Annotated in this window: 13 protein-coding genes; 9 read left to right on the top strand and 4 right to left on the bottom strand. The window is 67.3% G+C overall.

Going from position 1 to position 19247, the window contains the following annotated elements:
* Window positions 1–112: 112 nt before the first annotated feature.
* Window positions 113–1312 (top strand): hypothetical protein, encoded by a 1200-nt coding sequence (locus tag KEG38_RS46420; protein ID WP_272427255.1) that lies wholly within the window; start codon window positions 113–115, stop codon window positions 1310–1312.
* Here the strand turns inward: KEG38_RS46420 and KEG38_RS46425 are convergent.
* On the bottom strand, window positions 1305–2639 hold the full coding sequence (locus tag KEG38_RS46425) for an ATP-binding protein (protein WP_272427256.1): 1335 nt from the start codon (window positions 2637–2639) through the stop codon (window positions 1305–1307). The two genes, KEG38_RS46420 and KEG38_RS46425, sit on opposite strands and share 8 nt — an antisense overlap.
* Before the next feature lie 112 nt (window positions 2640–2751).
* Here KEG38_RS46425 and KEG38_RS46430 point away from each other — a divergent pair, with 112 nt between their 5' ends.
* A complete protein-coding gene (locus tag KEG38_RS46430) occupies window positions 2752–3306 on the top strand; it encodes a hypothetical protein (RefSeq protein WP_272427258.1) in 555 nt (184 codons plus the stop codon).
* Here the strand turns inward: KEG38_RS46430 and KEG38_RS46435 are convergent.
* Window positions 3297–3605, bottom strand: a complete 309-nt coding sequence (locus tag KEG38_RS46435; RefSeq protein ID WP_272427260.1) for a hypothetical protein — start codon at window positions 3603–3605, stop codon at window positions 3297–3299. The genes KEG38_RS46430 and KEG38_RS46435 overlap by 10 nt on opposite strands.
* A gap of 236 nt (window positions 3606–3841) precedes the next feature.
* Here KEG38_RS46435 and KEG38_RS46440 point away from each other — a divergent pair, with 236 nt between their 5' ends.
* Entirely contained in the window at window positions 3842–4423 is a 582-nt protein-coding gene (locus KEG38_RS46440; RefSeq protein ID WP_272427262.1) for a hypothetical protein, read from the top strand.
* 27 nt (window positions 4424–4450) lie between these two features.
* Here the strand turns inward: KEG38_RS46440 and KEG38_RS46445 are convergent, their stop codons facing one another.
* Entirely contained in the window at window positions 4451–5998 is a 1548-nt protein-coding gene (locus KEG38_RS46445) for a beta propeller repeat protein (RefSeq protein WP_272427265.1), read from the bottom strand.
* 135 nt (window positions 5999–6133) lie between these two features.
* On the opposite strand from KEG38_RS46445, the gene cysK reads away from it, so the two are divergent.
* The 6 genes from cysK to KEG38_RS46475 all read left to right on the top strand — a co-directional run bounded on the left by cysK (window position 6134) and on the right by KEG38_RS46475 (window position 13515).
* Entirely contained in the window at window positions 6134–7117 is a 984-nt protein-coding gene (gene cysK, locus KEG38_RS46450) for a cysteine synthase A (protein ID WP_272427267.1), read from the top strand.
* 56 nt (window positions 7118–7173) lie between these two features.
* Complete coding sequence (locus KEG38_RS46455; RefSeq protein WP_272427268.1) at window positions 7174–8139, top strand: serine O-acetyltransferase; 966 nt, start codon at window positions 7174–7176, stop codon at window positions 8137–8139.
* A 75-nt stretch (window positions 8140–8214) separates the two neighbouring features.
* On the top strand, window positions 8215–10437 hold the full coding sequence (locus KEG38_RS46460; RefSeq protein WP_272427270.1) for a molybdopterin-containing oxidoreductase family protein: 2223 nt from the start codon (window positions 8215–8217) through the stop codon (window positions 10435–10437).
* Window positions 10434–11330 carry a DUF1295 domain-containing protein gene (locus KEG38_RS46465; RefSeq protein ID WP_272427272.1) on the top strand — a complete coding sequence of 299 codons (897 nt, stop codon included), beginning with the start codon at window positions 10434–10436 and terminating at the stop codon, window positions 11328–11330. The genes KEG38_RS46460 and KEG38_RS46465 overlap by 4 nt, the downstream gene beginning before the upstream one ends.
* A gap of 8 nt (window positions 11331–11338) precedes the next feature.
* Window positions 11339–12298, top strand: a complete 960-nt coding sequence (locus KEG38_RS46470; RefSeq protein ID WP_272427274.1) for a glucose 1-dehydrogenase — start codon at window positions 11339–11341, stop codon at window positions 12296–12298.
* Window positions 12299–12360: 62 nt separating this feature from the next.
* Window positions 12361–13515 (top strand): PAS domain S-box protein, encoded by a 1155-nt coding sequence (locus KEG38_RS46475; protein ID WP_272427275.1) that lies wholly within the window; start codon window positions 12361–12363, stop codon window positions 13513–13515.
* On the opposite strand, the gene KEG38_RS46480 is transcribed toward KEG38_RS46475, so the two are convergent.
* Complete coding sequence (locus KEG38_RS46480; RefSeq protein ID WP_272427276.1) at window positions 13512–19181, bottom strand: sensor histidine kinase; 5670 nt, start codon at window positions 19179–19181, stop codon at window positions 13512–13514. The two genes, KEG38_RS46475 and KEG38_RS46480, sit on opposite strands and share 4 nt — an antisense overlap.
* Between the last annotated feature and the right edge of the window lie 66 nt (window positions 19182–19247).

A 19247-nucleotide genomic window follows, 5' to 3' on the forward strand; every position in this document is an offset into this window, starting at 1 on the left:
AGCTCTCCCGCAGCCGGAAAAACCATGCCCGCCACGCTTGTGCCCCGCCAAGCCCTTCCGCTAAGCTCCGCGCCCGCCGGCAGGACGCCGGTAAAACCACCTGGAAGAAGTCATGATCCATCTCCGCAAAGCTCTACCGCTCCTCGCCCTCGGCCTCGGGCTCGGGTGTGGTGGCGCATCGCAGACCGGCCAGGGCGCCGGCCCGACGGGCCCCGTCTCCACGCAACAGCGCATCGTGAACACCAACCCCGTCGATCTCGGCGTTTGTTTCCAGCAAGCGCCCGCCCTGCCGGAGAAGATCAACAGCGAAGTGCTCACCGGCCTGCTCGTCGCGGCCCGGCCGTTCGTCATGGAATGCCTCGTCGACCCGAAGAACCGCGGCCCCGCGGACGAGACGAGCCTCGCCCTCAAGACCACCCTCTCGGGCGGCAAGCTCGCGCACGCCATCACGGGCCAGAACATCACGCCCACCGGCGAGCAATGCATCAAGGCCGCCGTCGACAAGTTCGCCGCGACCGCCCCCGAGTGGGAGAAAAAAGCCACGGCCGCGAGCAACGTGACGGCCGAGGTGCAATACAAGCACATCGCCAGCGTGATGCCCTCGGTCAAGATGGGCGTCAGCGAAGCCTCCGACGTGGCCGGCACGATCCGGCTCGTGCAGGGCAGCTTCTGCGATTGTTATGCGCCGTGGAAGAGCGCGGATCCGGTGGTCCTCACGGCCCAGGTCAAGCTCACGCAGACGAGCGCGCCGGCCGTGACGATCAAGCCGCCGACGGACCCGAACGGCACGCAGGTCGCCACGTGCCTGCAGCCGAAGGTCGCCGCGCTCCCGCTCAAGACGACGTCGACCGAGCTCACGGTCCCCTACACGTTCATGTTCGTGAGCTCCGCGCGTGACGGCCTGTTCCAGGGCGCGCCACCCCCGATCGCGTTCGCGCAGTACGAGCTCGTGCGCAACCAGCGCCTCGCCGCGGGCGTCATCGCCATGGGCACGCGCACGCAGGCCGCTGAGGCGTACGACGCGCTCGTGAACAAGTACAAGAAGGACCCGGCGAGCGTGACGCTCGAGCAGCTCAAGAACGGCTGCGGGGCGCTCACGCAGGCCGACGACACTTACATCGCCACGCTCCAGAAGCAGCTCGAGCTCGAGCAGAGCGCCCTCGCGATGTTCACCGATTTCGCCGCGAAGGATGCCGCCTGGGCGGCCGTCAAGGACGCCACGCAGGGCAACGTGGACGAGACGAAGAAGGACATCGAGAACGGCAAGAAATTCAAAGAAGCCGATCTCGCGGCCTGCCCGAAGGTCAAGTAGCCCCGCCTCCCCCCGACCCTCGAAATTTCAGCCGGAACGCCGTGGCGTACGTCTCCACCGGAGGCGGCGTCACGCTCGCGTTCGTCGCGATGATCTGCGAGGCCCACATCCGCTCGGCCACGCCGCACGCATCCTCGAGCTCACGCCCCGACCGACCCTCGGCCTTTTCCGCGAGCGAACGAAGCTCCTCCGGGCCGAGGTGCTTCGCATAATAGGCGAGGATGGCCGCCCGCTCCTCCGCGTCGGGCAGCGGGAAATGGACGAAGAGGTTGAACCGGCTGAGGAGCGCCGGATCCAGGTCGTCCTTGCGGTTCGTCGCGCCAATCACCACCACGTTGCTCGTATCGACGAGCCCCTGCATCTGGCGGAGCAACACCGAGAGGATGCGCCGCGTCCCCTCGTGCATGGCCCGCTCGCGCGAGCCGGCGAAGGCGTCGATCTCGTCGAGGAAGACGATGCTCCGCGAAAGCGCGCCGGCCCGGTCGAAGATCGCGTCGAGCCTTTTTTCCGACTCGCCGAACCATTTGCTCATGATCGACTCGACGGGCACGTAAACGAGCGGGATCCCGCTCTGGCTCGCAATGACGCGCGCCATCGTGGTCTTGCCCGTGCCCGGCGGCCCCTCGAACAGGACGGCGCGCGGGACGCTCGCGCCCGGCCGCGTGCGGGCCATTTCGCCGACGGCCATGAAGATCTCGGGGTGGAGGAGCGGCAGCACGATGGTCTCGCGCACCTCGCGCTTCGTGCGCTCGTAGCCGGCGATGCGGTCCTCCGAGAACGCGGGGCTCGCCTCGAAGACCACGGCGCCGAGCTCGGCGAGCTTTTGCTTGGGCGAGCTCGCGTTCGCCGCGTCGCCCGTATGAAAGGCATACTTGCGCAGGACGTCGAGGATGCAATTGACCTCCTCTTGCAGGAGGAGCGCCTCTTTTTCGAAATGAATCGCGCCGTGCCCCTTCGGATCGAACCGGAACGTCACCTTCATCGGCGGCGGGAGCTCGGGCCCCTCGCCCGGTTTCCGACGATCGGCCATCCGGCGATCGAAGGGGCTGTGGTGATCGGCGACGACCGTGACCCCGAAATAGCTGCGGCGGAACTCCGAGAAGTACCGGAAGTACTGCGCGAGCACGTCGACGGTCGGGAAAAACGCCTCCTTGGGGAGGCTCTGGAACGAGAGCTCGACCGTGATCGTGGATTTTTTGTAGGAAATGACCGGCAGGTGCGCGTTCACGAGCTCGGGGCTCGCGGACGCGAGGCACGCGACGGCGCCCGTGTCGAGTTGCTGCTTGATCTGGTCGTACGGGAGAAGCTGCAAGGCGGTATCGGGCATCTTCGTGTTCCAGCCGCGGGATGAAAGCGCCGGGACGCCTGCCTGTCAAATGGAAGGAGCGCGCAGTGTCCTTCGGACGGAACCGGCATGGAAATTGGTATGCCGAGGGGACATGTACGAACACGGAACGCGCGGCGCCGCCGCAGCCATCTTGCTGATTTCGTTCGCCTCCCAGGCCCAGCCGGTCCGCGACGCCGAGGTGCCGGGCGCCCACTGCTTCACGAGCCTCGGCGTCCGCTTCGACGCCCCCGGCGCGATTCCCGGCGGCGAAAACCCCGATCGTATCGAGCTTTTCCTCGACGGCAAACCCTGCATCGAGATCACCCCCGCAGGCCGGGCATGCGAGATGCGAGCGCCGCCGGATGCGGTGTGCGACGTCATTGCCCCGCTCTCGATCGCCGAGGGATGGTGCCACCTCGCCGAGGACGGCTCGTGGAGCGCCAATTTCCAGGTCCTCTCGACCCGCTTGCTTGCCGACGACGTGACCCACGCGCTCACGGCATACGTCGCGACGCCCGCGGGGACCACGGTGCGCGAGGCGCCCGTCGACGTGTCGCGTTACCATCCGCGAGGCCCGAACGGGGCAGCTTCGGTCACGTGTTTCCAGGGCAACGCCGCGTTCCGAGGCTCGGCGGCCGCCCTGCAAAAAGACCCGAATCAGGGCTGAACCGAGCGCGTCGTCGCCTCCACGTCGACGCCGACCCTGTGCTCGGGCCTGCACAGAAGGACCGCGCAGAGCGTCTCGCAATTGAACGGCCACCATCGATAGTCGCCGCGCAGACACCCGCGCATGCACCGCGCGCACATCGTCGGCTCGGCGACGAGGGTGCCTCGGGCCTCCGAGGTCCCCGCGCGCGCCTCGCTCCTCGGCGCGCCCCGCTCCTCGGCGCGCGCCGAGGCCCCCACGAAACTGCACATCATTCCGATCATGCAGGCCAGCATCGTCCCACCCATGCGGCTTCTCATGGCTCACCTCGATCGTTTCCTTGGGTGAGGAAATGCCGTGTCAATGGAAGGCGCCCTCGAATCGCCTCCCTCCTCGCCCGATTTGCCAAGCGCGCCATACCTGCGCTGTGCCGTTCCTGATCACGCGGGCGCCGAATGCACGCAAAGGGAACGGTACGCGCCGTGCTCGACAAAGGAAATGGGGGGATTCGCTCGTCTCCACGAGCTCCCCCCCGAGCGTGAAAGGGAGCAATCATATGTGGACCAAGGGATTCGCGTTGCTCGGGCTCGCCTTCGGCGCCGCGATCATGGGGAGTGCCTGCGTGGCCGGCGAACCGACGGACGACGAGCGCGATGCGGGCCTGCCCCTCACGGCCGCGGAAGAAGAGGACCTCGGGGCTGCGGAGGACGATCTCTCCATCCAGGACTTCGCGCGGCTCCCGCGTTGCGGCGGATTCGCGGGATTCCGCTGTCCCGCCGGCCTGCGGTGCATCGATCTGCCAGGGGACGATTGTGATCCGGCCCGAGGCGGCGCGGATTGTATTGGCGTGTGTGTTCGGGGGGGACCCACAGCGGCTCGCTGCGCGAACCCGCGGCGAACCTATATCTCGCGAGACCCGGCCCAGTGCGCGGCCATGCTGTTCCGCTGCGAGCCGGGGTTCAGGCCCTTCTCCGACGAATGCGGCTGCGGCTGCCTGAGGGTCGGCGGCCCGGGAGGGGGCCCCGGGCGCGTGCGCTGCAGGGAAAACATTTGCGGACCCGGCGAGTACTGTTGCAACGAGAGCTGCGGGATCTGCGCGCCGATCGGCGGCTTCTGTACGCAGGAGTTCTGCCAGTAGCGGACGCGATTCCCTCCCCCCATTCCGTCAGGGCCAGTCGACGTCCTTCTTCACCTGCGGCTCGTGGCAGAACACGCGGGGCGTCATCTTGGGGTTTGCCTCGGCAAACGCCTTCACGATCGCCTCGGCCTGCTCGATGTTTGCCGCCTTCGCGCCCACGAAGAGGCTCCGGCCGTCGTCCTCCACGACGAGTTTCGCGCCGTCGAACTTCTTGCCCTCGAAGGATTTCTTCACCGCGGGGAATTCCTTCGGGATCGGCGCCGCGCTCGGGCCGATCGAGAAGAGGTGGGCATAGGGTTTCACGCAAAGCGGCGTCGCGAGGTAGCGGAAGTTCGACTTCAACGTGTCCTCGGCCTCCTTGTCGGAGGGCATCGTCATGGGTTTGTCCACCTTCGCCGAGCGAAGCAGGTACCCCTTGCCGCCCGCCCTGCCGGCGACCCACACGTCGCTCGTGGTGCGCGCATACACGTACAAGGGCTCGAAGTTCTCGAGCTTCTTCGGCATGGCCACGAGCTCCCACGCGCCGCCGGCTTTCTTGGTGTACAAACCATCCCCGAAGGACGCGAGGAGCGTGCCGCCGTCGATCGCGACGATGCGGTGGATTTTCTTCGCGGAGGGCGCCTTTTCGAGGGCCCACGCCTTGCCGTCCCAGTGCGCGAGGTACGGCGCGTCGCCCGCGTTTCCGTACACCCAGGCGTCCGTGGCGGAGACGGCCACGACATCGGCGATCGTGAGCTCGCCGGACGGCGCCGGGAGCGGATCCACGGTGCCGCGCGCTTTCTTCGGCTCCCAGCGCTCGGCCATCGGCGCGCCTTTTCCGCCTGCGTCCTGGCACTCGAAGCCGGCCGCGAAGGCCTCGCCCGTGGGCGTGCCGGCGAGCGTATACGTCGGCTCGGGGGCCATCTTCACCTTGCAGCTCTTGTCGTCCTCGGGCGGCGTGTCGCCCGCGCCCTCCTCGCCGCTCTCGGCCTTCGCCGCGGCTTTCTGCGACGGGAAGGGCGCAGGAATGACGCCGCCCTTGCCGCCGACGAGGGCAAACCGGATGTCGTTCGAGGGCATTTTGATGGCGGCGACGACGCTCTCGCCGATCACCGCGACGTCGAGCACGTCCTCGTCCTCGCGAAGGATCGTCTGCGGCTCCCAACGACCGCCGAGGGAATCGAACCATTTGTAGGCCTTGGGTTTGTTCTCGGCGCTGAGGGCCATGATCCAGGCCGACTTCGGCCACTCGCCGCCGACAACGTAGGAGACCTCGCCCTTCTTGAGGCCCTTCATGAACGCCGGATCCTGCACGAGCGGCCCCTCGCCGAGCGGGAGGTAGAGATTCGAGACGCTCAAGACCGCGCCGCCCTGGAGGGGCGTGATCTCGACCCCGTCCGGCGCTTCGAGCACGATCGAATACGCGCTCGTTTCCACGGGCGCAGCGGCGGCGGCGCTCGCCGTGGGCGCGGGCGCGGCCGCCGAGGTCGCCGCCGGCGCGGCCGAGCCTGCCGGCGCGGGCGCCGGATCCGAGGATTTTCCGCAGGCGGAAAGGAGGAGCGCGGCGACCGGGACGAGCAAGTCTATCTTGTGCATGGATTCTCTGGGTTATGGGCCGTACGGCGGGAGCTTTCGCGCGTCAAGCGAAGGAGGCGCGCGTCCGCTTCCTTCGTACCCCTTCGCGCCGAGAGAGCCCCCGAATCGCGGCGAGCGTGGTAGAGTCCGCGCCCCATGGCGCGTATCTACGAAGACAACTCACGCAGCATCGGGCGCACGCCGCTCGTCAAGATCAACCGCCTCACGGCGGGCGCGCGCGCGACCGTGTTGGCCAAGATCGAGGGCCGAAACCCCGCCTACTCGGTCAAATGCCGCATCGGCGCGGCGATGGTGTGGGACGCCGAGGAGCGCGGCGCCCTCCGGCCGGGCATGTCGATCGTCGAGGCCACGAGCGGCAACACCGGCATCGCGCTCGCGTTCGCCGCGGCGGCGCGTGGCTATCAGTGCGTGCTGACGATGCCCGAGACGATGAGCATGGAGCGGCGCAAGGTGCTGGTCGCGCTCGGCGCGCAGATCATCCTGACGCCAGGGCCGCTCGGTATGAAGGGCGCCATTGCCCGCGCCGAGGAGCTCGCCGCGACCCAGCCCGACAAGTACGTGCTGATGAAGCAGTTCGAGAACCCGGCGAACCCCGCCATCCACGAGAAAACCACGGGCCCCGAGATCTGGGAGGACACGGACGGCGCGGTCGATGTCTTCATCAGCGGCGTCGGCACGGGCGGCACGCTCACCGGCGTGTCGCGGTACATCAAGCAAACGAAGGGCAAGAAGATCCTGACGGTCGCCGTCGAGCCCGTGCACTCGCCCGTCATCTCGCAGACGCTCGCCGGCCAGGACGTGAAGCCCGCGCCGCACAAGATCCAGGGGCTCGGCGCGGGGTTCGTCCCGCGAAACCTCGATCTGTCGCTCGTGGATCGGGTGGAGACCGTGACCAACGACGAGTCGATCGCGATGGCGCGGCAGCTCGCGCGCGAGGAGGGCATCCTGGCGGGCATCTCGTGCGGGGCGGCGATGGTCGCGGCGCTCAGGCTCGCGAACGATCCTGCGTTCGAGGGCAAGACGATCGTGACCGTGCTGCCGGACGCGGGCGAGCGGTACCTCTCGACCGCGCTCTTCGAGGGCATGTTCGAGGCCGTGGAGAAGGCGACGGCCACGTGAAAGAGGGTTCGGGGGCGTAGCTCGGCTCGCCGCGCAGAGCCCCCGAATGGTGAATGATGGGCGATCCGGAAAACGGCCTCGGCAAAGTCGTGGACGGGCTGATCGCGAGCTACGAGCGCGATCGGCGTGGCCACTACATCGGCAAGAAATTCCTGCCCTCCCGCGAGGAGATCTTCGAGATCATCGAGCTGCTCTTCCAGGTCTTCTACCCCGGCTATTACGGGCGTCAGGACCTCACGGAGGGCAACGTTCGGTACCACGTCGTCACGATCGTCTCGACGCTGCGCGAGAAGCTCGCGACGCAAATCGAGAAATGCCTCTGCTGGGCTGGCGAGTCGGAGCGCGACGGCACGGAGGACAAAGAGGTCGGCGGCTGTGCCGAGTACGGCCGGCACATCGCGTGCCGGCTGCTCAGCCGCCTGCCGGAGATCCGCGACACGCTGCTGCTCGACGCGCAGGCGGCGTACGACGGGGATCCGGCGGCGGGCAGCCTCGACGAGGTGATCCTCTCCTACCCGGGCATGCTCGCGATCACGGTGCATCGCGTGGCGCACGAGCTCTATGTACTCGGCGTGCCGCTCATGCCGCGCATCATGAGCGAGTGGGCCCATTCGCAGAGCGGCGCGGACATCCACCCAGGCGCGACCGTCGGCGAGAGCTTCTTCATCGATCACGCGACGGGCGTCGTCATCGGCGAGACGAGCCACATCGGCGGTCACGTAAAAGTCTACCAGGGCGTGACGCTCGGCGCGATGTCGCACCCGAAGGACGAGCGAGGCCGCGTCATTCGCAACACGAAGCGCCACCCGACGGTCGAGGACTCCGTCACGCTCTACGCGAACGCGACGGTGCTCGGCGGCCAGACCGTGGTGGGGCAAGGCAGCGTCGTCGGCGGCTCGGTCTTCCTCACGCGGGGAATCCCGAAGCGCTCGCGCGTCGCGGTGAAGCCCCCGGAGACCCGCGTCATCGCCGCGGGTAGCCAGCCGGGGGACGACGAGTATCCGGCCGATTTCGAGATCTGAAGCCTGCTGACCCCTGGTCACTTGCCAGCGATATGACTATAGGAGGCTCGCGCCGGCTCGCGCCGGCGCGTCCTTATGGTCGATACACACCACACCTTTTGCCGCATCTGCGAGGCCCTCTGCGGCCTCGAGGCCGACGTCGAGGGCGGGCGCGTCATCGCGCTCCGGCCCGACGCGCGGCACGTCGCCACCGAGGGCTTTGCTTGCCCCAAGGGCCTCAAGCAGCACCGCATGTACGCCTCGCCCGACCGCGTGCGGAGCCCGCTCGCGCGCCGGGGCGAGCGCTTCGAGCCCGCGTCCTGGGACGCGGCCCTCGAAGACATCGGCGCGCGCGTGCGCAGGATCCACGACGAACACGGCCCCGACGCGATCGCCATGTACGTCGGCACGGCCGCGGGTTTCTCCGTGCTGCACCCCGTCTTCGCGCAGGGCTTCATGCAGGGGCTCGGATCGCGCAGCATGTATGCCTCGGCGACGCAAGATTGCAGCAACAAATTCGCGGTTTCGCGCGAGATGTACGGATTCCCGTTCACGCTCTCGTTTCCTGATCTCGATCGGACGAAGTGCCTCATCGTCGTGGGGGCGAACCCGGTCGTATCGAAATGGAGCTTCCTCCAGGTCCCGAACCCGGCGCGGGCGCTGAAGGACATCGAGGCGCGCGGCGGAAAGCTCTTCGTCGTCGATCCACGCCGCACCGAGAGCGCCAAGGTCGCGGGCGAGCACGTCTTCATCCGGCCCGATACGGACGTCTGGTTCTTCCTCTCGTTCTTGCGCGAGCTCGCGGCCGTGGGCGGGATCGATCACGAGCGCGCGGCGCGCTTCATGAAAGGGCTCGACGAGGTCCTCGCCGTCGCAGAGCCCTGGACGCCCGAGCGCACGGCGCGCGTCACGGGGATCACGCCGGACGTGCTCCGCGCGATGGTGCGCGCGTATCGGGACGCGGGGCGCGCGGCCATCTACGTATCGACGGGCGTCAACATGGGCCGGAATGGCTCGCTCGCGTTCTGGCTCGCCGAGTGCATCAATGCCGCTTCGGGGAATCTCGATCGCGAGGGCGGGACGCTCGTCGGCCGGGGAATCTTCGATTTCGCCGCGTTCGGCCGGCGCACGGGCACGCTGCTCCGCGAAGACCGATCCCGCATCGGCGATTTCCGCTCCGTGAACGACGCATTCCCGGGCGGCCTGCTCGCCGACGAGATCCTCACGGACGGGCCGGGCAAGATCCGCGCGCTCTTCGTGACCGGAGGAAACCCGCTCATCACGATGCCGGGCGCGGGGAGGCTGCGGCGCGCATTCGAAAAGCTCGATCTGCTCGTCACGATCGATCTCTTCGTGAACGAGACTGGCTCGCTCGCGCACTGGGTCCTGCCCGCGACGTCGCCGCTCGAGCGGGCCGATTTGCCCTTCATTTTCCCGCTCCTCCTGGGCCTGCAGCGCCGGCCTTACCTCCAGGCGACCCGGCCCGTCGTGACGCAGGACGGCAATCAGCGCGACGAGGCCACGATGTACCTCGATCTTTGTCGCGCCGCGGGCAAACCAATCTTCGGCTCGGCCATCGCCCAGCGCGCCCTGGAGATGCTCACGGCGGCGCGGGGGTGGCTCCATCCGGACGAACCCCGCTCGATCCCGCAGGAGCTCTTGCTCTCCGCGATGCTGCTCGCGACCGGGAACGGGACCTTCGGCCGCCTCGCCGAGCAAACGCACGGGCGCCTTCGCCCGCCGCACCGCGGAGGCGATTTCCTCGGCAAGCGCGTGATCACGAAGGACGGCAAGGTGAATCTCGCGCCGGAGGTGCTGCTCACGGCCGCCAAAAAGCTCGAGTCCGATTACGAGGCGGAGATCGCCCGCGCGGGCAAGCTGAAGCTCGTCACGCGGCGGCGGGTCACGACGCACAATTCGTGGACCCACAACCTCGAAGATTTCGCCGAGCCGGACGGAGGGACGAACCACCTGTACGTGCATCCCGAGGACGCCAAACGAATCGGCCTCTCGGACGGTGATTTCGCGGATGTCTCAACGGACGTGGCCACGGTGCGCGTGCCCGTGCGCCTGCTCGCCGACCTCATGCCGGGGACCGTGGCATTGCCACACGGCTGGGGTCATCAGCACGCGGTGGGCCTCTCCGTCGCGCAAAAGACGCGGGGCGTGAACGTCAACCTGCTCGCTGCCGATGGGCCGGAACGGCTCGAACGGGTCTCGGGCATGGCACACCTCACGGGGTTCGTCGTGGACGTGGTCCCGGCGCGCGGGCCCAAAGACGACCGGAGCTGGTCGGGTTTGTCGGAGGAAACGACATGAGCAAAGCCGGGAATCGTGCCCGGGATTTCGGGATCGTGACGCTCGCGTATGTCGCGGGCACCGTTGTCGGGTGGCTCGTATTTCGTGCACTCGCGAACGATCATTCATCGATCTTCGCGTTCGCCGCGGCGGACGCGGCGGCGACAGTGGTGGTCTTCGCCGGGAGCGTGCTTTGCAACAATTCGAGCGTGTACGATCCGTACTGGAGCGTTGCGCCGATGGTGATCGCGCCGGCGATTGCGATGTCGCCGGAGGCGGCGGATGCGCCGGTGGCGCGGCGGATTCTGGTCACGGCGCTCGTGCTCGCGTGGGGCGCGCGGCTCACGTCGAACTGGGCGCGCGGCTGGCATGGGCTCGGGCACGAGGATTTTCGATACGTGGATCTGCGCCGGTCGATGGGGCGCGCCTACTGGCTGATCAGCTTCCTCGGCCTCCATTTCATGCCGACGGTCTGCGTCTTCCTCGGCTGTTTGTCCCTCTTCCCGGCCCTCGCCACGGGCACGCGGCCGCTCTCTTGGCTCGACGGGGCCGCGTTCGTGGTGACGGCGGGCGCGATTGCATTGGAGACACGCGCCGACGCGGAGCTCCGCGCATTCCGGATCCATAATGACGTGCCGGGGAAGATCCTCGATACCGGCGTGTGGGCATACTCTCGCCACCCGAATTACCTTGGCGAGGTCACGTTCTGGTGGGGGCTTTTCCTGTTCGCCCTCGCCTCGGATCCGGGCGTCCGGTATCCGCTCGTCGGGCCCGCGTGGATCACCTGCCTCTTCGTCTTCATCAGCATTCCGCTGATGGATAAACGATCGGTCGCGCGCAGGCCCGGCTATGCCGATCACATGAACCGCGTGCCGGCGCTCTTCCCGCGCCTGCCGAGGAAGGCCAAGGGGTAGACGAGTCCATGATCCTCGATGTTTTCCGGATGAACGACAAGGTCGCGATCGTCACGGGCGCGAGCCGCGGGATCGGTCGTGGATCGGCGATTGCGCTGGCGGAGGCAGGGGCCGACGTGGTGCTCGCCGCGCGGCGCGCGGACGTGCTGGAGGAGGCCGCGAAGGAGGTCCGCGCGCGCGGGCGGCGCGCGCTCGTGGTGCCGACGGATGTGACCGCGGGCGCGGAGCTCGACCGGCTGCTCGCGCGCACGCTCGAGGAATTCGGCCGGCTCGATGTGCTCGTCAACAACGCGGGCGGCTATCCGCCGAGGATCGCGGTCGCGCTGTCGGACGAGGAAATGCTGGAGTCGTACCAATTCAACGTCGTCTCGGCGCTGCACCTCTCCCGGAGCGCCGCGCCACACCTCGCGCGGACGCGAGGCGCCATCGTCAATATCTCGTCGGCGATGAGCCACTGCGTGGACACGGGCTTCGTCGCCTACGGGGCCGCGAAGGCCGCGCTGAACCACATGACCCGCCTGCTCGCCCATGAATGGGCGCCGCGGGTGCGCGTCAACGCGCTGGCCGTGGGCGCGACGATGACGGACGCGCTCGAAGCGTTCGTTGGAGCCGGCGACATGCTGGACAAGATGACGGCGAAGACGCCCATGGGCCGCCTCGCCACGCCGGAGGACATCGCGGCCTCCGTTCTTTTCCTGGCCTCGCCGGCGTCGTCGTGGATCACGGGGAAGATCCTGGAGGTCGACGGCGGCGCGACCGCGAGTACGTGGCCCTACCCGATGCCGGGGGGGCTCGAAGACATTTCGCAGCAAAAAGCGAGCAAGCGGCCGGGGCTTTCAAACAAGCCCCGGTTGAGCGAGATTCGGAATCGAAACGCATACGCGCCCGGAGCGTCAATTAAATTACGCGTGTTCTGCGACACGAATGGCGTAGGTGGAGCCTTGCGGTGCCGCAGGCCCTCGGTGTAACGTGCCCTGGCCGCCTGGATTCGGAAAACGCGAGCGGCGCACGAACCACCATGCCGGACGCCGTGGAACCCCTGCTTGCGCACGAGATCCTGGATACCTCGCCGACGTTCGTGGTCGGTATCGATGACAGCGGCCGCACAATATACATGAATGGCACGATGCTCGGCGCGCTCGGGTATACGCGCGAAGAGGTCATCGGCCAGGATTATGCGACGATGTTCGTCCCCGTGCGGGATCACGAGATGCTCCGGCGGGTGTTCGGGGAGCTCGTGTCGTCGCGCGGCACGACGTACAATGAAAACCGGGTGCTCACCCGGAGCGGTCGGGAGCTGCTCGTCGAGTGGCATGGAAGGCCCGTCTACGACGACGACGGCGGGTTCAAGTATTTCTACGGCGTCGGCGTCGACGTCACGGGACAAAAACGCATCCGCGAGGCGCTCTACCGCTCGCAGCAGCGGCTCGCGCTGCACTTCCAGCAGGCGCCGCTCGGCATGATCGAGTGGGACACCGATTTCCGCGTCGTGGACTGGAACCCGGCGGCGGAATTGATTTTCGGCTGGCTGCGCGAGGAGGCCGTGGGCCATCACGGCCAGGATCTCATGGTGCCCCCGGAGGTCCGACCCTACGTGGCCGACGTCTGGGAGCAAATCAAGCAGGCCAAGGGGCCGGTGCGCGCCCGCAATCAGAACATCACCAAGGACGGCCGGAGCATCACGTGCGAGTGGGCGAATACGTCGCTCGTCGACGAGGAAGGCCAGATCGTGGGCGTCGCGTCGCTCGTGACCGACGTGACCGAGCGCGTGAAGGAAGAGGAGGAGATGCGCGAGCGCGAGCGCGCGCAGGCCGCCACCATCGAAGAGCTCTCGGCGCCGGTCCTCGATCTGTGGAAGGGCGTGCTCGCGATGCCCGTCGTCGGTTCCATCGACGGCGCGCGCGCGACGCGGATGACGGAGAGCCTGCTCGAAGCAATCGTGCGGTGCAGCGCACGATTCGCGATCCTCGATTTGACCGGGGCGTCGACGATGGACGCTTCGATTGCGTCGCACCTTGGCGACATGATTCGCGCGACCGGCCTCATCGGCAGCGAATGCCTTGTGTCGGGCCTTGGGCCCGGAATGGCGCGCACGCTGGTCGAGCTCGACGTGCCGCTCGCCGTCAAGACGTTCGGCTCGCTGCAGGCGGCGCTCCGCCACGCGATTCGTGCGTCGCGGGTTTAGCAGACTGTCGAGAGGCGGCCGACACGAGGAAGCTCGAGCGTGAACGATGAGCCGACCCCCGGCTCGCTCTGGACACGGAGCGTGCCTCCGTGCGCTTCCGCGATCCGGCGGCTGATGTACAGGCCAAGCCCGAGGCCGCCATAATTCTCGGAGGCGGCGCGCTCGAAGCGATCGAAGATGCGCTCCTGCCGCGCCGGGTCGATGCCGATGCCGTGATCATGGACCACGATCCGCGCGATCCCTTCGTTCTCGCCGTAAAAAACCTCGATGGGCTTGCCGGCCCCGAACTTGGCCGCATTCGAGAGGAGGTTCGTCACGATCTGCTCGATGCGGTCGGGATCCCAATAACCGACGACGTGCTCACCGTCCTGGATGTCGACCGTGCACCGTGCTTGCGAGAGCTCCGGCTTGAGCTGGTCGATCGCATTGCGGATGAGGGTCGCGAGGTCGACCTCCTCGCGCTCGAGCGGGAGCCGGCCCGCGTGGAGCTGCGAGACGTCCACGAGGGCCTTGTTCAGCCGGGCCAGGCGCGTCCCTTGACGCAGCGCCCGCTCGACCATCTTGCACATCGCCTGCGTGTCGGCCGGCCAGCCGGACCGGATGGCCCGGTCGATGGATTGCAGCGTGAGCCGGAGCGACGTCACCGGCGTATTGAGCTCGTGCGAGGCCACGGTGAGGAATTCGTCCCGCACGCGCACGGCCTCTTGCGTCTTGCGATAGAGGCGCGCGTTGTCGATCGCGACCGCGGCGCGGCGCGCGACCTCTTCGACCAGCACGAGGTCGGCGCGCCCATAACGGCGCTCCGGCGCGGCGGAAACGACGCTCAGCACCCCGAGGGTTTGTCCATGCGACACGAGCGGCACGATCATGGAGCTCTGCGCACCGAGCGCGTGGCTGAGCCTCAGGTGCTCGTCGTCGACGACGAGCTTTCCAATGACTTCCTCGGAGAGCTCGGGAATCAGGATCGGCTGGCCCGTCCGCAAGACCCTGGAGGCCGCGTGGGGTGAATTCCAGCGAGGAGGATACCGCCGCTGGAGCTCTTCGAGCAGCGGCGCCTTCATGGGGTCCTTGTGTGCACCGGCGATGCGCCGGATCTCCCCGCCTTTGACGACGTCGATCACGCACCAGTCGGAGATCGATTCCACGCACAGTCGCGCGAGGCGCCCGAGTGTCTCCGTGTAATCGAGCGATTCCGAAAGGAGCGCCCCCGCCTCGGCGATGAACATGGCCCGGCGCTCCGCTGCCTCGGCTGCCGCCCGCGCCGCCTGCTCCTTGCCGAGGAGCTGCGCCTTCTCCAGGGAAATCGCTGCCTGCGTCGCGAGGAGCGAAAGGGCGACGAGGCGATCGGGCGTGAAGGCGCCGGCGAGGAGGTTGTTCTCCAGATAGAGCAGGCCGACCACCTCGGCCTGCCGGAGGATGGGCATGCAGAGGACCGACTTGGGTCGACGCCGCGCGAAGTGTTCGTCACCGGAAAACTTGCCCGCGTCCGCAGCGGCATTGCCCAGAATGACGCGCTCCTTCGTCCGATGGACGTAATGGACGACCGATACGGGGATGCGCTGCGAGGAATCGACCGGCAAGGGCCCGAGGGTGCACGTCGCCGCGCCTCGCTCTTCGAGGGCGGCCTCCGCTTCGATCGAGAGGCTGCCGCTCTGAGAAAGGACGAGGCAAGCTCTCTGGGCGCCGCCCTGCTCGAGGACGACCGTGAGCAACGTGCGTACCAGTTTGTCGAATGTGATCTCGCTCGAGATGGTCTGCGAGGCCTTGGTCACCGAGAGCAGGTCGAGCTGTTCGGGCCGGACCACGAAGGTGGCGGTCGGCGCGAGGGCTCTCGGTTCGAGCAGGTGGGGCGCCTGCTGGTCGATCCGCGCGACCTTACCGTCAGCGCCCCAGCGAAGATAGCGAGCGCGCGCCTCGCGCAGGTACGTGTCGGCGATCAGCTCGTAGCCGCGCCCGCGGTAGAAGCGCGCGGCCGTCTCGTAGGCGATTGCCTCGTTCTGAACGAAGCCGTTGTCGCGAGCGGAGCGGATTGCTCGCTCGTATTGCTGCGCTGCTTTGTCCCATTCGCCGTCGATGCGCGCGATCTCGGCCGCCACCAGCGCCGCGCGGTTCTCGAAGTTCTCGGGGCAGTTGTCCGCCCATACCTCTAGCTTTTTATGGTGGGCAACGAGCGCCTCCCGATGTAGAGCCCGCTCTTGGGCAGAGGGCGCGTCGTCGTGTGCCGCCAGCGCGAGCGCGCCATAAAAATGGTACTCGGCCACCTCGAGCTGTGAAGGCACCGTCCACAAAAGCGGCTCGACCTTCGATGCCGCCGTGATGGCCGAAGCGTGATCGCCAGCGAAGAAGCGGGCTTGCAGCTTGCGGGTCCAATACGAGCACGACGCGAATGACAGGCGCGGATCACCCTCCAGGTGCCGCTCGAATCGGCCCTCGTCGAACGTCGCGTCGTTGAAGGAGGCGAGATCCGGCGTCAACCCCCGGAGCGTTCGGATGAGCCCGAGCTGTCCCATGATAGTATCGACGATGAGACCGAACTTCGCCCTTCGCACGAACTCGAGCCCGTTCTCGGCCTCCTGCTGCACGTCCCCCAGGGGATCTCCGACGGCGAGGAGGTCCGTGATCAAGGTGGTGTAGCAGTAGGCCGCAAAGGTGATATCGCCGGCTTCCTGCGCCGCGTCGAAGGCTTGCCGCACCCCCTCGCGGCCGGTGCGTACATGCCTCGTCCAAGGATTGACGGAGTGCCAGAAGCCCAGGTAGACGCGCGCCTTGAACCGGTCCAACCCGCGCGTCTCCACGAGATCGAAGCCGAGCTTGCCGAACCGGAACGCGGCCCGATAGTCGCCGAAACGTGGCCCCAGGATCATGCCCAGCCAGACATACGCGTAACAGGATGCGTCGCTGTTGCCGTGCTCGAGGCTGAGATTCCCCATGCGACCGATGATGAGGCAGAGCAAATTCTGGTCGCTGAACATGGCTGGCGGCAGGCACTCCATGAGGACGGTCATGGTCGCGCGAAACGCCGGATCGGTCAGCGGGGGCAGATCGATCAGCTCCTCGATGGCGCGGCTCCCGAGCTTTTGCCACAGCCGCTCGTATTCCTGCCGTACCTCGTCCTCCGCTGGGCGCGGTGACCACTCGACGCCGACGCGCCGGAGGTATTCCAGGCAGACCTCGATGGTGCGGTCGGTCCTATCCAGGGTCAGGTAAAGGGCCATGCGGGCGCATGCGACCGCGGCGCTGTTGACGAGGTTTCCAGCGCGGCGTGAGAGCGTCGAGAGCCGCTCCTCCGCCTCCGTCATGTAGCCCGTCAGAAATTCGCATTCGGCTCGGTGAAATTCGAGCGCGAAGGTGAGCTCGTACCGCCGCTCCCACCTGTCTTCTTCCAGGAGCGCGGAGCCTGCAGCGAGATACTTCAGCGACGAGGCGTAGGCGGTCGACCCCTTGGCACGCTTGCTCGCGACGAGGTTGAGCTCGGCGACTCGCTCTCGCTCGCCCCGCGTCGTGATCAGCGTGGCGCCGCGATTGAGCTGGTTGACGATCTCGAAGATGTTCTCCTCGAGCTCCTCGGGCGGCGTACGCGCCGAGAGCAGCCTGCCGATCTCGAGATGCACCGCCGCCCGCTCGCTTTCGGGGATGAGCGAATAGGCCGCCTCCTGGATGCGGTCGTGGGGAAACTTGTACGTGTCGGCCATGCGGAGGATGAGCCCCGCACGGACGGCCTCCCAGAGATCCGCATGAGACGCCTCCTCCGAGCGGCCGCTGACCGTCGCGAGGACGGTGACCTCGGCGGTGTTGCCCAGACAGGCGAGCGTTTGCACCGCTTCCTGGGTGCTTTCGGGAAGCCGCGCGAGCTTCCCGACGACCAGGTCGACCACATTGCCGGTGAAGCCCTTTTCGCGGGCCTTCGCCACGTCCCACCGAAAGGCCCCCGCGTGCGCATCGAACTCGATCAGACGCTCTTCATGGAGAGCGGCGAGGAACTGGAGCGCGAAGAAGGGGTTGCCGGCCGTCTTCTCGTGGACGAGCTCTGCGAGCGGCACCGCGTCCTCGCGGCGACAATGGAGCGCATCGCTGACGAGCGCGACGACGTGCTCCCCGGAAAGCGGACCGAGCACGATGTCCGAGACGCGCGCGCCCTCCTTCCGTATCTTGTCGAGCGCCAGCATGAGCGGGTGCGTGGGGCTCACCTCGTTGTCTCGGTACGCGCCGACGACGAGGAGATCGCGCGTCTCGGGATATGTCACCAGATCCTGAAGAAGCCCAAGGCTCGCCGAATCGGCCCATTGCAGGTCGTCGAGGAAGAGCGCGAGCGGGTGCTCCTTCTGGGCAAACACCCCGATGAAGTGCCGGAACACCATGCGGAACCGGTTCTGCGCTTCCATGGGCGGCAGCTCGGGCGCCGGCGGCTGCCAGCCGATGACGAGCTCGACCTCTCGGATCACGTCCACGATGATCTGTGCGTTGATCGCGAGGGCACCCAAGAGCCTCTCCTTCCACTTCGCAATCCGGTCCTCGCTCTCGGCGAGGATCGCGAGCACGAGCTCCCGGAAGGCCTGGACGAGCGTGGAATAGGGGACGTCGCGTTTGTATTGATCGAACTTCCCCGAGGCGAAGAAGCCGCGCTCGCGGATGACGGGCTTGTCGAGCTCCTGGACCAGCGCCGACTTTCCGATGCCGGAATAGCCCGACACCAGGACGAGCTCGGGGACTGCCGTACCGACCACCCGCTCGAACGCGGAGAGCAGCGCGGCGATCTCCTCCTCGCGGCCGTAGAGCTTCTGGGGGATCTCCAGCCGACCCGAGACGTCGTTCTCGGCCAGAGGAAACGGCTCGAGCCTGCCTTTGGCGCGCCATTGGGCCAAGGCTAGATCGAGGTCGTATTGCAGGCCCCGCGCGGTCTGATAGCGATCTTCCGCCATCTTGCAGAGGAGCTTCACGACGAGCGCGGAGAGGACCTCGGGCAATCCCGGCACGAGCGCAGACGGCGGCTGCGGGACACGGGCGACATGGCAATGCACCCATTCGAGCGGGTCCTCAGCCTCGAAGGGCAGGCGCCCGGTGAGCATTTCGTAGAACGTCACGCCCAGGGCATAGAGGTCGGCGCGGCTGTCGATCGCCCGATTCATCCGTCCCGTTTGCTCCGGCGCGAGGTACGGCAGGGAGCCCTCGATGAGGTTCGGGCGGAGGGCTGCCTGGCGCTCGCGGGATGGGCATACCGCGAGCCCGAAATCGGCGAGCTTGACCTGGCCGGTGGACACGTTGACGAGAATGTTCTGGGGTTTCAGATCTTTATGGATGATGCCACGCCGGTGGAGCGCCCCGACGGCCGCCGCGATACGAACCGCGAGGTCGAGGAACCGCTCGATGGGCAAGGGCGCGCCGAGGAAGTGGTCGAGCGACTGACCGCCGAAATCCTCCAGCACGAGCGCCGGCATTCCCTCGTGCGTCTCGAGGGAGAGCGGCTTGACGATCGCCGGTAAGTCGAGTTGCCTGCCAATCTCGTATTCACGCTTCAAGCGCTCGAGATCGCGCGGGCGGCTGCACCTCGGGTCGAGCACCTTCAGGATGACGGGGAGATGATCGGCCGTCCGGACCCCGCGGAGCAAAACGGTGCCTCCGCCCTCGTGCAATGTGTCGGTGATCGCAAACGGGGACGCGTCCTTCATGGGAAAGCTCGCCGACCGGAGCGGGCGCCAGGCAAGAGGCGCACGGGGACGATGCCCAGCCATGAG

Source organism: Polyangium jinanense (genome assembly GCF_028435265.1).
Taxonomy (GTDB): Bacteria; Myxococcota_A; Polyangia; order Polyangiales; family Polyangiaceae; genus Polyangium; species Polyangium jinanense.

Excerpts from the sequence above, each read along its gene's own strand:
- KEG38_RS46420 (WP_272427255.1), top strand. The coding sequence starts at position 113 with ATGATCCATCTCCGCAAAGCTCTACCGCTCCTCGCCCTCGGCCTCGGG.
- KEG38_RS46425 (WP_272427256.1), bottom strand. The coding sequence starts at position 2,639 with ATGCCCGATACCGCCTTGCAGCTTCTCCCGTACGACCAGATCAAGCAG.
- KEG38_RS46430 (WP_272427258.1), top strand. The coding sequence starts at position 2,752 with ATGTACGAACACGGAACGCGCGGCGCCGCCGCAGCCATCTTGCTGATT.
- KEG38_RS46435 (WP_272427260.1), bottom strand. The coding sequence starts at position 3,605 with ATGAGAAGCCGCATGGGTGGGACGATGCTGGCCTGCATGATCGGAATG.
- KEG38_RS46440 (WP_272427262.1), top strand. The coding sequence starts at position 3,842 with ATGTGGACCAAGGGATTCGCGTTGCTCGGGCTCGCCTTCGGCGCCGCG.
- KEG38_RS46445 (WP_272427265.1), bottom strand. The coding sequence starts at position 5,998 with ATGCACAAGATAGACTTGCTCGTCCCGGTCGCCGCGCTCCTCCTTTCC.
- cysK (WP_272427267.1), top strand. The coding sequence starts at position 6,134 with ATGGCGCGTATCTACGAAGACAACTCACGCAGCATCGGGCGCACGCCG.
- KEG38_RS46455 (WP_272427268.1), top strand. The coding sequence starts at position 7,174 with ATGGGCGATCCGGAAAACGGCCTCGGCAAAGTCGTGGACGGGCTGATC.
- KEG38_RS46460 (WP_272427270.1), top strand. The coding sequence starts at position 8,215 with ATGGTCGATACACACCACACCTTTTGCCGCATCTGCGAGGCCCTCTGC.
- KEG38_RS46465 (WP_272427272.1), top strand. The coding sequence starts at position 10,434 with ATGAGCAAAGCCGGGAATCGTGCCCGGGATTTCGGGATCGTGACGCTC.
- KEG38_RS46470 (WP_272427274.1), top strand. The coding sequence starts at position 11,339 with ATGATCCTCGATGTTTTCCGGATGAACGACAAGGTCGCGATCGTCACG.
- KEG38_RS46480 (WP_272427276.1), bottom strand. The coding sequence starts at position 19,181 with ATGAAGGACGCGTCCCCGTTTGCGATCACCGACACATTGCACGAGGGC.